Source organism: Burkholderia lata (assembly GCF_000012945.1).
GTDB lineage: Bacteria > Pseudomonadota > Gammaproteobacteria > Burkholderiales > Burkholderiaceae > Burkholderia > Burkholderia lata.
On record NC_007509.1, the window covers coordinates 240,424 to 254,708 of the forward strand.

Annotated in this window: 9 protein-coding genes; 6 read left to right on the forward strand and 3 right to left on the reverse strand. The window is 62.9% G+C overall.

Features of this window, described 5'->3' with window-relative positions; all coding sequences use genetic code 11:
- Window positions 1-515: 515 nt before the first annotated feature.
- From BCEP18194_RS01015 to BCEP18194_RS01030, 4 genes are all read left to right on the forward strand, one after another.
- Window positions 516-3,962, forward strand: coding sequence for an adenylate/guanylate cyclase domain-containing protein (locus BCEP18194_RS01015; RefSeq protein ID WP_011349416.1), 3,447 nt, complete (start codon window positions 516-518; stop codon window positions 3,960-3,962).
- A gap of 76 nt (window positions 3,963-4,038) precedes the next feature.
- Window positions 4,039-5,088: a patatin-like phospholipase family protein gene (locus BCEP18194_RS01020; protein ID WP_011349417.1), complete on the forward strand. Its 1,050-nt coding sequence runs from the start codon at window positions 4,039-4,041 to the stop codon at window positions 5,086-5,088.
- 63 nt (window positions 5,089-5,151) lie between these two features.
- Window positions 5,152-5,766 (forward strand): HD domain-containing protein, encoded by a 615-nt coding sequence (locus tag BCEP18194_RS01025; RefSeq protein WP_041492402.1) that lies wholly within the window; start codon window positions 5,152-5,154, stop codon window positions 5,764-5,766.
- Between the two features lie 418 nt (window positions 5,767-6,184).
- Window positions 6,185-6,859, forward strand: a complete 675-nt coding sequence (locus tag BCEP18194_RS01030; protein ID WP_041492549.1) for a lytic polysaccharide monooxygenase — start codon at window positions 6,185-6,187, stop codon at window positions 6,857-6,859.
- A 97-nt stretch (window positions 6,860-6,956) separates the two neighbouring features.
- On the opposite strand, the gene BCEP18194_RS01035 is transcribed toward BCEP18194_RS01030, so the two are convergent.
- A complete protein-coding gene (locus BCEP18194_RS01035) occupies window positions 6,957-8,360 on the reverse strand; it encodes a GGDEF domain-containing protein (RefSeq protein ID WP_011349420.1) in 1,404 nt (467 codons plus the stop codon).
- 694 nt (window positions 8,361-9,054) lie between these two features.
- On the opposite strand from BCEP18194_RS01035, the gene BCEP18194_RS01040 reads away from it, so the two are divergent.
- Window positions 9,055-10,269 (forward strand): chitinase, encoded by a 1,215-nt coding sequence (locus BCEP18194_RS01040; RefSeq protein WP_244272821.1) that lies wholly within the window; start codon window positions 9,055-9,057, stop codon window positions 10,267-10,269.
- A gap of 232 nt (window positions 10,270-10,501) precedes the next feature.
- On the opposite strand, the gene BCEP18194_RS01045 is transcribed toward BCEP18194_RS01040, so the two are convergent.
- Together BCEP18194_RS01045 and BCEP18194_RS01050 are read right to left on the reverse strand one after the other, a co-directional pair.
- Complete coding sequence (locus BCEP18194_RS01045) at window positions 10,502-11,503, reverse strand: fatty acid desaturase family protein (protein WP_011349422.1); 1,002 nt, start codon at window positions 11,501-11,503, stop codon at window positions 10,502-10,504.
- Window positions 11,504-11,539: 36 nt separating this feature from the next.
- On the reverse strand, window positions 11,540-12,673 hold the full coding sequence (locus BCEP18194_RS01050) for a GNAT family N-acetyltransferase (protein WP_244272823.1): 1,134 nt from the start codon (window positions 12,671-12,673) through the stop codon (window positions 11,540-11,542).
- Between the two features lie 599 nt (window positions 12,674-13,272).
- Here BCEP18194_RS01050 and BCEP18194_RS01055 point away from each other — a divergent pair.
- Complete coding sequence (locus BCEP18194_RS01055; RefSeq protein ID WP_011349424.1) at window positions 13,273-14,154, forward strand: endo alpha-1,4 polygalactosaminidase; 882 nt, start codon at window positions 13,273-13,275, stop codon at window positions 14,152-14,154.
- Window positions 14,155-14,285: the final 131 nt, after the last annotated feature.

A 14,285-nucleotide genomic window follows, 5' to 3' on the forward strand; every position in this document is an offset into this window, starting at 1 on the left:
GAGTGGCCCGAACCGCAAACGAGGGGGCATGGTGCGGATTGTCGGCGTCGATCCGGGGTGCCAACAATCGATTAGTTTTCATGCGCGGCATGAGTGCCGTGCATGGCGGCGTCGATTCGCGGTGCAGGTGGCGGACTGCGGATTTTCACGGAAGCTCGGGTTGCAACGCGCGTCGCACGGACATCCCGGCGCTGCATGACGGCATCGACATGTCTTGCGGGAAAGGGGAGCGAATCGACGAGGTTCCCGCCGATCAGCGCGGGTGGCTGCGCGGCCGGCGCATAGCGAGCGGCTGGCGCATGAATGGCGCACGAATGGCGCGCAGGCGGATGAACGGGCGCAAGGCGCAACCGGCGCAACCGGCCTCTTGCGCGGAGCTTTTGCCGACGATGGCGGGCCCGGGTTAACCGCGTACGCGACGCCAGTCGGCATGCGAAATCACATAGTCAACCTGAATATCCGCGGCGAGTGGCGCATAATATTTTGATGTCGACCCTTGGCTGGAAGAGGGTTTTATGCGCTGCACCCTATGCGGTTCCGAGAATCCTCCCGGTGCGAGGTTCTGCCAGGAATGCCAGGCCGTGCTGTCCCGCACGTGTCCGCATTGCGGACACGACGTAGCGCCGGTGGCCCGCTTCTGCAGCAACTGCGGGACGCCGCTGGCCGCACCCACGGCGGCCTCGCCGCCGTCCCGGCCATCGGGCCGGGAGCCGCCGCCGACTCCCGTTCATTACACGCCCGATCATCTTGCCGAGCGCATCCGTGCCGAACACGCGGCCATGGCCGCGCGCGGCGAACCCGCCGGTGAGCGCAAGACCGTGACCGCGCTGTTTGCCGACATGGCCGGGTCGACCGCGTTGATCCACGATCTCGATCCCGAAGTGGCGCATCGCCTGATCGTGCCCGTGGTCGAGCTGATGATGGAAGCGGTCCATTACTACGAGGGGTATGTCGCCAAATCGCTCGGCGATGGCATCCTCGCGCTGTTCGGCGCACCGATCGCCCACGAAGACCACGCGCAGCGCGCGCTTTTCGCTGCGTTGCGCATGCAGCAGGCGATGCGGCAGCATGGCGATCGCATTCGTCTGCAGGAAGGCATTCCTCTGCAGATTCGCGTCGGCGTTCACACCGGCGAGGTCGTCGTCCGCTCGATCCGCACCGACGACCTGCACACCGAATACGATCCGCTCGGGCATACGATCCACATCGCGTCGCGGATCGAGGGCATCGCGGCACCGACGTCGATTCTCGTCAGCGAGTCCACCCACAAGCTGGCCGAAGGCTATTTCGAGTTCAAGGCGCTGGGGGCGACGCAGCTCAAGGGTATTCCCGCGCCGCTGCGCGTCTACGAGGTGCTGGGCCTGGGTGCGTTGCGCACGCGCCTGCAACTGGCGGCGCATCGCGGTCTCGCGCGCTTCGTCGGCCGCGAAACGGAAATGGAACACCTGAACCGGGCGCGGGAGACCGTGAGCGCCGGACAGGGGCGCGTGGTCGGCGTGGCGGGGGACGCCGGCGTCGGCAAGTCTCGCCTGTTCCACGAGTTCAAGGAGCGTTCGCGGCGCGGCGCGCTGGTGCTGGAGACGTTTTCCGTATCGCACGGCAAGGCGTATTCCAATTTGCCGCTGATCGAACTCCTGAAGAATTATTTTCAGATCACGACACAGGACGACGAGCGGCGCTGCCGGGAAAAGGTGATCGGCAAGGCGCTCACGCTCGAGCGCAGTTTCGAGGACCTCGTGCCGTACGTCCTCTATCTGCTTGGCATCGGCGAAGGCGGGCCGGTACTCGTCGAGATGGATCCGCAGATCCGGCGCGAACGTACCTTCGACGCAATCAGGCAGCTTCTCGCGCGAGAGAGCCGGAATCAGCCGGTCCATCTGCTGTTCGAGGATCTGCAATGGCTGGACCGTGAAACGGAAGCCTTCCTCACCTACCTGATCGACCACGTGCCGGATGCTCGCATCCTGCTTCTGGTGAATTACCGGCCCGAGTATCAGCCCGCGTGGGTTCGTGCGGCGCATGGGAGCACCCTGCGGCTCGAACCGCTTGGTCCGGCCGATGCGCAAGGACTGCTCGCGGCGCTGCTCGGCGAGGATCGCACGCTCGTGCCGCTGAAACAGCTCATCCTGGAGAAGACGGAGGGCAACCCGTTCTTCATGGAGGAGGTGGTCCAGACGCTCGTCGAGGAGCGGTCGCTGCTCGGCGAGGCCGGGCGCTATCGCATCGTGGAGACGCCGGCCACGCTGCACATACCCACCACCGTGCAGGGCGTGCTCGCGGCCCGGATCGACCGGCTTCCGATCGACGAAAAGGAACTGCTGCAGGCGCTCGCGGTGATCGGCCACGAGTTTCCGTTCAGCCTGATCCGGCGCATTTGCGGCGAGGAGACGGCGCGGGACGACGAGCTGCGGCGGCTCCTCGCGCATCTGGAGGCGGCGGAGTTCATCTACGAGTGCCCCGCCTTTCCCGAAGTCAATTACTCGTTCAAGCACGCGCTGACCCAGGAGGTGGCAGGGCGCTCGTTGCTCACGGAGCGGCGTACCACGCTGCACGAGCGCACCGCGCATGCGATCGAGGTGCTGTTCCCGACACGCATCGCCGATTACTGCAGCGAACTTGCGCATCACTACAGTCAGAGCGGAAACGTTCCCAAGGCGGTCGAATACCTGCATCGCGCGGCTCAGCAGGCGTTGCGCCATGCGGCCCATCACGATGCGATGAATCATCTCGGCGCAGCGCTGGCGTTGTTGAAGGGCTTGCCCGACACACCGATGCGCGCGCATTCGGAGTTGGCATTGCTGCTTTCCCTCGGGCCCGTCTTGATGGATGTGCGCGGGTATGGCGCGAACGAGGTGGGCGAGGCCTATCGGCGCGCACTCGAATTGTGCGAGCGCACCGGAGAGGCATCGCAACGCTTCGCGACGCAATTGGGATTGCGGATACATCACGGGGTGCGCGGCGAGCATGCGCTCGGCCTGGAACTGGGCATGCAGATGCTCAGGACGGCGCGGGAGGCGAACGATCCGGGCCTGCTCATCGAGGCGCATAGCGCGCTGGGTTCGTGCCTGTTTTTCCTGGGCGATTTCGGCGCTACCCGCACCCACGCGGAACAGGCGCTCGCGCTCTACGATCCGGATCAGCATCAGGCACACGCGTTCGCACACGGGGTGGATCCCGGCATCCGGGCACTCTGTTTTCTCATGCTGACGTTGTGGATTCAGGGGTATCCCGACCAGGCGCTCACACGCAGCGTCGAAGCGCTTGCGCTCGCGCAAAAGCTCGCTCATGGGCCCTCTCTGGCGTTCAGCCTGACGTACACGGCGCACCTGCATCAACTGCGGCGCGAGCCGATGCTGGCCGCCGAGCGCGCGGAAGCGGTCATTGCCGTGTCGACCGAGCACGGATTGCCGTACTGGCTCGCGTGGGGGACGCTGCTGCGAGGCTGGGCGACGAGCGTGCAAGGAAGCCTCCAGGACGGTATTGCACAGATGCGGCTGGGCCTCGACGCGCAGCGGGCTGCCGGCGGCGAGGATCAACGTCCTTATGCCCTCGCGTTGCTCGCCGACAGTTACTGGCGCGCGGATGACGAGAAGGCCGCACGGGGCATGCTGGATGAGGCGATGGCGATCGTCGAAAAATCCGGCGAGCATTGCTACGAAGCCGAGCTGTACCGGCTCACGGGAATCTGTCTGGCCGGCACGGTCACCACGGCACCTGAACGCGACGACGAAGCCATCGACTGCTTTCACAGAGCGATTGCGCGCGCGCGCCGGCAAGGTGCCAGGGCGCTGGAACTGCGGGCAGCGTCGGACCTCGCCCGGCTATTGCAACGACAGGGACGGGCCGACGAGGCCAGGCAAGTGCTGTCCGACGTATACGCATGCTTCACGGAAGGCTTCGATACAAGCGACCTGCAAGAGGCAAAAGCGCTGCTGGACGCATTGGGCGCGTACGCAGGATGAATGGACCTGCGGCGGTCGACGACGCATCGTGTGACCACGCGCCGTCCTCGAACTGCCGCTGCTCGAGGAGACGGGCATGACAACCACGCACGCGAGACGCCGCCACGATGGTCCGCGCAAACCGATCACGCTGGCGCTGCAGGGTGGCGGGATGCACGGCGCATTCACTTGGGGCGTGCTCGATCGTCTGCTCGAAGACGGCAGGCTCGACATCGAGGGTGTCTGTGCAACCAGCGCCGGCGCGATGAACGCTGCCGTGCTTGCCTGCGGGCTGCTGAAAGGGGGCGAGGACGGTGCGCGCGAGGCGCTGCACGACTTCTGGGAGGCGGTCGCGCGATCGGCGGAGCGCTACAACCCGTTGCGCTGGGTGCCGTGGCTGAAGGGGACGCACAGCTTCGGGCTCGATCATTCGCCGCTTTATGCCTTCACTGACATGATGCTGCGCGTGTTCTCGCCGTATCAGTTCAATCCGAACAACCTGAATCCGCTGCGCGAAGTGCTCGAGAGCCAGGTCGACTTCGACGCGCTGCGCAAGCATTGCCCGATCCGGTTGTATCTCTGCGCCACCAACGTCGAGACGGGGAAGATCCGCATCTTCACCGGCGAGGATGTATGTGCCGACGCGGTGCTGGCATCGGCATGCGTGCCGACACTGTTCCAGGCAGTCGCGATCGATGGCGAGTACTACTGGGATGGCGGCTACATGGGCAATCCGGCCATCTATCCGCTTATCTACAATTGCGCGACGCGCGACGTCGTGATCGTGCACATCAATCCGCTCGTGCGCCGCGGGGTGCCCATCACGGCCGCGGAGATCCTGAACCGCATCAGCGAGATCAGTTTCAACTCGTCGCTGATGCGCGAGATGCGCGCGATCGCGTTCGTCACCGACCTGATCCAGCAGGGCACGATCAAGCGCGGCGAGATGAAGGAAATGCTGATCCATTCCATTCGCGCCGACGACGCGTTGAGCGCGTTGAGCGTATCGAGCAAGTACAACGCGGACTGGGGATTCCTGAGCGAGTTGCATGACCACGGACGACGCGAAGCCGATGCATGGCTCGCGCATCACTACGGAAACATCGGGCAGCGGTCGAGCATCGACATTCGCAGGGAATTTCTCTGAGTGCATGGCGGTAATGTCGGCGTGGGGCGAGCCTGTGCAGCCGCCACCGGCCAAGGAGCGAACGTGAACCAGACGCAGGAGCGGTTCGTTGCGTTGTGGTCGGGCAGCGGCGGGATCCATGCCGAGGAGGTCTATCGCTTGCTGGCGGAAGGCTATGCGGAGCCGATGCGGCATTACCACACGCTCGCACACGTGAAACGCTGCCTGCGTCATGTCGACCTCGCGCGCGGCGCGATGCCCGATCCGGATGCGGTCGAACTCGCGCTCTGGTTCCACGACGTGATTTACGTCCCGGGCGCGAAGAACAACGAGCAGCGCAGCGCCGACTGGTTCCGGCACCTGGCGGCGGGGCGAATCGGCGCGTGCGACCGGATCTGCGCGATGATTCTCGCGACGACCCACGTCGGAATCGCGGCGGAACTGGATACCCGTTTCGTGTGCGACATCGACCTGGCCGTGCTGGGTGCTTCTCGCAGCCGATTTCGCGAAGACGGCCGCCTGCTCCGGGCAGAGCGCCCCGATCTTGACGACCGGGCTTACGACCTTCATGAGCGGTCGATTCTTCGCTGGCTGCTCGTTCGTCCGCGCATCTATCTGACCGATTTTTTCTACACGCGTTGCGAATCGAGCGCGCGCCGGAACCTGAGCTGGCGGCTGGCGTTGCCGATTCAGGAGTAACGGCGACAGACAGTCCGATGCGCCAGGCCGCCTGCAGAGCAATCGGGAATGCTGTTCTCGATGAATGGGCGGTTCATTCCATTTCGCATTTGATGTCGAGCCCAATCCGGTTGGAATGAAAAATGATTCAAGTGTTTGATTCGAATTAAAAAACGATCCATGCGGGACGTTTATTTTTCCGATTTTTGTCGATAAGGTTCGATTCGGTGAAAGTGATTTGTCAGAAAGCATGACGATGAATCATCGCTTGCCGCGGTTTCATTTGGCCGCCGCTTTTGCCGATCCGTGTGCGCGCCGACACGTCGACAGGCATCTCTGCCCGGGATCTTGCGGCAGGCTCGACGTGCGCATATCCATTCCGACATCAATCGCATGAGGGCTCATGAACAAGATCATCCGCAGAGTGGCCGCTTCCGTGATGCCACGCTCGTTGGCCGGCGTGGCGCTGCTGGTCGCGGCGGCCGGTGCTCACGCGCACGGCCGTTTGACCGAACCGCCATCGCGCATCGTGCTGTGCACGCAAGGCCAGAATCCGGATTGCCCTGTCGACGCGTGGCACGCGAACGCGATGGAGAACGGCAAGTTCTTCCCCGCGACGCAAAGCGGCCTGTCCGATCCGTTTGCGCCGGCCGACGCGAAGAATGCCGCACCGCCGATCGACGGCGAAATCGCCGGCGCCAGCACGAATGGCCCGCTGCCCGTGCTGAACGAGCAGTCGCCGGGCCGCTGGCAGAAGATCCCGCTACGGCCGGGCGCGTTGCAGAATTTCAAATGGGAATTCAGCGCCGTGCACAAGACGCGTCGCTGGAACTACTTCATTACGCGCGCCGACTGGAACCCGTCGGAAAAGCTGACGCGCGCGCAGTTCGAGCCCACGCCGTTCTGCACGATCCAGAATCCCGGCCAGCCCTACTGGGATCCGAACGCGAACCTGGTGCCGCAGCAGCCGACCATTCACCAGTGCCGGTTGCCGATGCGTAGCGGTTACCACGTCATCCTCGCGGTCTGGGAGGTCGCGGATACGGCGATGGCGTTCTATCAGGTCGTCGACGCGACGTTCACTCATGGCGATACGACACGCAGCCCGTTCTGATACGGCCGCGACATGACGCGCCGGGCGACGCCCGGGGCGTCATGGATTGAAGAACGCCTGACACGGACGCGGTGGACCGCACCGACACGGCAACCGGTTACCCGGCGACCACCTGGTTGCGACCTAGATGCTTCGCGCGGTACAGGCGTTCGTCCGCCTTGCGCAGGATCGCGTCGATCGTTTCGCCATCCCGACCGAATTCGGACGCGCCGACGCTCACGGTGACCTTGATCGGTTCGCCGATGCCTGCCTCGAACGGCGCGCCCGCGATCGCCGCGCGGATGCGTTCGCCGATCGACTGGGCGGTGTCCAGCGCGGCTTGCGGCAGCAGCACCATGAATTCCTCTCCGCCCACCCGCGCGACGCCATCGTACGGCCGGATCGCATCGACGCATTTGTCGACGAAGCGTTGCAACACCTGATCGCCCGCCTGATGCCCGTAACTGTCGTTGATCGCCTTGAAGTGGTCGAGATCGAGCGCGAGCAACGAGAACGGCGCGCCATTGCGCTTGGCGCGGTGGATTTCCGCCTCCACGCTTTCGATGAATTGCCGCCGGTTGGTCGCGCCCGTGAGCGGGTCCGTGGCCGCCAGATGCTCGAGCTTTTCGTTGGTCCGTTGCAGCGCCTGCAGCGCGCGCTCCGTCCTGGCCATTGCTTCCCGCAACCGGGCAAACAGTTCCGCCTGGCTGTAGATCTTCGAAAACGAACGGGTCGTTTGAAAGGCCTGCACCACGCCGAAACTGAGCAGGAAGAAGCCGGCCGCGAAAATCGCATGCGCCAGCCACCACATGTGATTCCACGGCCGCCCGAGGATGAAGGCGAGCGACGAGAGCGCGAACGACGTGACCGAGATGCCGTAGATCGTCATCAGCGGCGAGCGGATGCGGCGCACGACCAGCGCGACGACGTTCACGACCGAGAGCAGCAGTGCGCCGCCCTCCATCGACAGGCGTACCCACAGGTTGCCGGCCATGGGGGAGAAAGCGATCACGGCGACCGCAACGTCGACGAGCCCGAACAGCGCGAGCCAGGGTAACCAGATGCGGGGATCGGCGCGGGTTGCCGCGCTGTCGGCCTTGCGGCTATAGGTGAGCTGCCCGACGAAGATCAGGATCGACATGGTCAGGCGCGACGCCGGCCCGTACAGCAGGAACAGCCAGATATTGTGATGCGCCATGCCGGTGAACGCGCCATGCAACGCATAGACGAGCGAAAAGCCCAGAAAGCCCAGCGTAAGCCAGCGCAGCAACGGCTCGCCCGACAGGCGATAGCAGCGCCAGCAGACATACGTGACGAACGCGCCTTCGAGCGTGGCGGCCGCAATCGCCAGTTCGTGAAAGGCGTGATTCTCGAATTTCAGCGACGGGTCCTGGAAGAAGTACAGGTAGGCGATCAGATACGCAGGCACCAGCGCGAAGCCGACCAGCAGGAGCCTCGCGTACACCCGGGTGACGACTTGGGCAGTGCGGGTCGACGCTTGGGTGGCGGCATTGACGGTCATGTTCGGCCTCCGGGTTCGGTGGATGCATCAAGGGCGGGAACGGCAACGTCACGTGATGACGGGTCGACCGTCAAAACAATGAGGCAAAAGCATGTCGTCTTAATTTCTCCGATTTGAACAATCGGCCAAATGGCTGCGAGATATCTGTTTGAATTATCGAATGGCGACAATTTCAATTTGGAAATGCGATCGCGTGAATATTTCGGATTTCGATATTGGTGGAAATAATCGATTCCAGGGTTGCTGCCTGATGATTATGTAGTATAACAAAGCGAAGCGACGGCGCCGGAGTGAAGCTTTACTACATTGGCTACCTCACGGGCGGGCGTGACAACCTCACGAAACCGCTTGCATCGCGTTGTTAAGGACATCCGGTCCCGAACGAAAGTGGGGGATGACATGTTTCATCAGTATTGGCCGAAGTCTTAGCGTTTTCCGTCGTTGATATAAAAAGCAGGATCAGTATAGAAATTTTTCATCGAATGGCAATTTGTAAGGTTGATTTCTTCTGAATTCGACCTGGGCGGAGCTTTGTCAATCGAAAGGGGGCGCCACGAACCAGATGCGGCGCCGCGGGCAGTTACACGGCGCTGAAAGGCCAGGACCTGGTCACCGGGGGACGCCAGGGTTGATTTGATGGCGATATTTGATCGGTAGTGCGTATCAATAATACTGGCGCTCGCCGTCATGGCGCGTGGCGGGTTTCCGTTACGCCCGTGTGGGCGGAGCGCATCTTCCTGAAATATTCTCCGGCACGGTTTGCGTGAAAGACCGGTGCCGGTCATGCGTCAAACACGATGAGGGCATGAAAATGAAGAGCAACCAAACCGGATTCATGAAGCGATCGACCTTGAGGGGCGCGCTGGCGCTTCTGCTGGCAGGGTCATTTTTCGGCACCGGCAGCGGCGCTGCCGCGGCGGGCGGGACGAGTACCGGCACGGCGCCGGCCTTCGTCTATAGCCCGTACAAGGACGCGACGATTTCGATGAACTGGAACACGAACGTCATCTCGACGAACGTCACGGGTCAGTTGAGCCCGGTGCTGTCGGTGCTGCCAACCGGTGTGCGTACGATGACGCTCGCATTCGCGACCGGTGAATGCGGCAGCGAGAACTGGGCGGGCGTCGACGGTGGCGCGATGGCGGCCGCCAATGTGCCGCTTTTCACCGCGGCCAACGTGAATTACGTGATTTCCACCGGTGGCGCGGCCGGCATGTTCACGTGCGGGACGGATGCGGGCATGACGGCCTTCATCAATCGCTATGCGTCGAGCAACCTGATCGGGATCGATTTCGATATCGAGGGTGGGCAGACGCAACAGGTGATCAACGATCTCGTCCAGCGTGTGGCAGTCGCCCAGCAGAATTATCCCGGCCTGCGCTTCAGCTTTACGCTGGCCACACTCGCCCCTTCCCAGCAAGGCGCGACCACGGCCAGTTCCTGGGGCCCCAGCGCACCCGACAGCTTCAACGTGTATGGCGACTGGGTCATGCAGGCGATCCAGGCGTACGGCCTGAAGAACTACACCATCGACCTGATGACGATGGACTACGGGTCGGCGAGTGCGGGGAACTGCGTGGTGGCGAGCGGCACCTGCCAGATGGGACAGTCTGCGATCCAGGCGGCAATGAACCTGCACGACCACTGGGGTGTGCCGTACAGCCAGATCGAGCTGACGCCGATGATCGGCGGCAACGATGTGGCCGGCGAAACCTTCACGCCGGCGGACGTGGATACCGTTGCGCAGTTCGTGAAACAGAATGGTCTCGTGGGTGTCCACTTCTGGTCGTTCGACCGTGACGTCGATTGCCCGCCCGGCGCCGCATCGTCGACGTGCAATTCGATCGGCGGTGTCGGTACGCTCGGTTACACGAACCGGTTTGCCAACGACCTCGCGCCCGGCCAATGAACGAAGATGGGCGAAGGAGGAGGCCACGTGGGCCGTCCGCATCATTGCGATGCGGTTTCCCGTGGTCTCCGGCTTCCGCGACCGGCAACCGGAGGAATGGCCGAGTGCCTCCGTTGAACGGCAACTACCGCTCAAATCGTCGAGGTCAACCGGTGAGCCCTCCTGACAAGGCGCGCGAGTGTCGACGGCCGGGCCGCCGACACTCGCCGGACGGGATCGTCGGGGCGGAGGGTCAGCGCCCGCCCCCGGACGACGCGCCACGCTTGTCGAAGAAATGCCCCATCAATTCGAGCAGCGGCCGGCGCCGCTTGGTCACGGCGAAGGCCCACTCGTGGGTCTGGCGCGGCACCTCGGCGGCCGAGACCGCGTCGAGGTGCCGTTGCGCGCGAGGCAGGTCGTACCACGGCAACCATGGATACGCATGATGGGCGACGTGAAGATTGAAATTCAGGATCACCCAGCGTGACCAGACGGGCACGTTGGCGCAGCTGTGCGAGACCACGTCCTGCTCCCAGAGCGGCGGGCGTGCCGCGTCGTCGGCCAGCAGCGGGATCTCGGCGTGATGCGGAAGGTTGAGCAGTTCGACGGCCATCAGCAACACGATCCACAGGATCGTCGAGAACGCGATGAGGCTGCCGAGCACACCCGCGCGATACGCCAGCGCGCCGACCGCCGCATAACCGGCCACGTAGACCGCGCTGAATGCAATCTCGGTGTTCGATTTCGCGCGGTTCGCCGGCGTATCGCGTTGCAGGAACGGCGTAATCCAGTGGCTCAGGAAATGATTGAACGCCATCATCGGGATCCAGTGCCGCCAGATGAATTCGAGCGTACGTGCGCCGCGTTCCGTCATCACGGAGAACTTCTGGATCATCTTGCGATTCTCCGGATCCCGTGACGGATGCGCGGTCCACGCGTGATGGCCCAGATGCGTCCTGCGCCGCGGCAGGTACGGCAAGCCGATGATCCATCCGCAGAGATGCCCGATGGCCTCGTTGCAACCGTGCGAACGCGATGCGGCGTTATGCAGTGCCTCGTGCATGATCAGATAGAGGTGAATCAGCGCGAGCATCGCGAGGACGAGTGCCGCGGGACGTCCGAGCCCGCCGGCAAGCCAAAGCATCCACGCAGCGGCAAGCAATGCGATATCGGCGAGCCACAGCGCGAGCGTGACGTTTCCCGTGGGCCCGTTCGGCAATGTCGCCTTGACCGCGCGCCATTCGTCTTTGGTCATGTACTACCTCGATTGAGTGGATGGATTGGGGAGGTGTCAGGCGGACAGGATGCGTTGGCCGATTTCGCGGTAGGCGGCATCGAGCATGTCGATGTGTTCGTCAAGTCCGTTCTTGCTCGCGAAGCCGTCGTCCCGCCGGGCGAGTAGCAGGCAGTCATAGCGCGCGCCACGGCTCCAGTGCCATGCCGGCAGATAGGCCGTGATGCGGAATCCGGCGTCAAGCATTGCCTTGACCAGTGTCAGCTTGTCGGCGAGGACGATCGCGCCAACATAGGTCGCCGTGCTTCGCCGTTTCAGGAAACGAAGCAGATCGGCCGCGACATCGCGCTCGGTCATGAACGGGCCGCCGACATGCTGGCAGAGATAGATCGCATCGGCCCGCTCGTCGGCGCGAAACGTGAAGCCATCCGAGCAGTCGTCCCCATGCCCCCAGAAGCAGGTATCGGGGTAGGGTTCCGGCGTACCCGCGAGACCGAGCGGTTCGAAGATCGCGCTGCGCAGAACCTCGGACTCGCGGAATATCGGGGAGCGCGGCAGGCCATGTCTGAAGCGCGGCGAGCGGAATTTTTCGATTGCGATGACGTGATGTTCACGCACGCCATGCGCGCTGTCGGGCGACCCGTCGTGTCCGACCACGACGCCATCGACATGACGCTGTAACGCGCGCAGCGCGATATCGGTGCGGGCAATCGCGAATGCCAGGTCATGATCCGCGGCCGGCATCGTGTCGATCGCGGATTGCATCAACGCCGACAGTACGCCCAGGTGACGATGGTGCCGGGAAATCATTGCGCGACCGTATTCCCATGAGCGATTCTGCGCGTTGTAGCTGACGCTCATGCAACCGATCGCGGCTTGCGTCTCCTCTTCGGCCACAAACCACAGCTCCGACTTGTTCGATACGGCGCTCCTCACGTAGCCCGCATCGAGACAGGGATGCGACGAGTCGCCATATTCCCGTTCGAACAGCGCGCAGATGCGTGATGTGTCCGACACCGTTCCGCGACGTATCCGCAATTGCCGGTGGCCGCTGTCGTTGGGCTTGACGCTATTCCTGCCTGCCATGTTGCTGCCAATTGAATTCATCGCGTTGCTTGCCCTGGTGATGGTTGATGGCTGCGCGAGTCGAGCGGCGACCTGCGCATCGTCGGCGACGACTTTAATTAGCATTACGTTTAATTGTCAAACAAATTTAATCGGCATAACCATTGTTAATTTCATTTGAACGATGAAGGTGATGGTTGTGGAAAATGAGAATGAAGTCGGAGGGCGAATGGTTGAGAGCCGCTTATGTGGCTGGTCTAGAGGTCGGGTGTCTCAGGTCGCCTGAAAAAGCGATCAAGAAATAAAATTGGAGCGCGAAAATTGCTGCTCGTGATTGAATAATTCGGTCGAGTGATTGGATTGGTGTAAATAAATTTTTGTGTGACATCGGTTCCAGTTATGGTTTTGAGAAACGCGCTTGTTTTATTTTTACTTTTTATGCATTAGTGGCGTTCATATAAGACTTCCAATTTTTTTCGGCCGTGGCCGACACGCTTCGGCGGTTCCTGGTCGTCGCGAGGTTGACGGCCTGCCGCCGTCCGCAGTGCCGACAAAAATCGACAAATCGGAACAGATGGGCATGGTGTTCCCGCCTACCATCCGCACGTATCTCGCGCATTCCCGTACCACTGCAGCATCGGCAGATGCCTCGCCCGCGTTGCGCTGCACGCGTCTTCCTCGCACCCTCGCATCCTGACAAGCCGCCAACAGGCAAAGGATTCGCCATGTCCGCAAGATCGTTCGCTTCATTCGTGCTGATGCTGCTGCTTGCGGCGTGCGGAGGCGACTCGGATTCGTCCGTGCCCGGCAGCGCGTTCGCGGCCGCTTCGGCACGTGCAGCGCAGGCCGCCGCGTGGAAGCCGCTCGTGCCCGGCACGAGCTGGCAATGGCAGATCGACGGCAACCGGATCAACGAGACAGTGCTGGACGGCGTGAACAACCCGCGCAAGATGTTCGACGTCGACATGGAGCTGACCGATGCGGGCACGATCCGGCGCCTGAAGGCGAAGGGCATCTATGTCGTCTGCTACATGGAGGTGGGCGGGCGGGAAGACACCCGAGGAGACGCCGGCAAGTTTCCGGACAGCGTGCTCGGCAACCCCGTCGAAGGATACGAGGATCATGAGCGCTGGCTGGACATTCGCCAGACCGCGATCCTGATGCCCCTGATGCTGGCGCGGCTCGACCAGGCGAAGCAAAAGGGCTGCGACGGCATCGAGCCGGACCTCGACGACAGCTATCGCCAGGAAACCGGCTTTCCGCTGACGCGCGACGATCAGCTGCGATACAACACGGCGCTGATCGCCGCCGCCCACGATCGCGGGATGTCGATGGGCCTCAAGAACGGCTCGGGTATCGCTGCCGCGATGGCGAAAGTGGCCGACTGGGCGCTCAACGAGCAATGCAACCGATTCCACGAGTGCGGCGACTATGCGAGCTTCATCGCACTGAACAAGGCCGTGTTCAATGTCGAGTACACGCGTCCGGACGGCATGAAACTCGCGGATTTCTGCCCGGCGGACAATCAGGCCAATTTCGACGGCATTCTGAAACTGTCGAGCGACACGCTCTCGGCGCTGCCGCGCGCGGCTTGCCGGTTCGAGTGAGCGGCGGGCGCGGATGACGGGCTTCTTCACGGCGAGGCGCGCGGGACTGCCGCGCGCGCGTCGGTCCTGACCGCTTCATCGCGGTCGAGTGTCGCGTGGTAGCCGCGGAACAGGCCGCACGCGACGCCGAT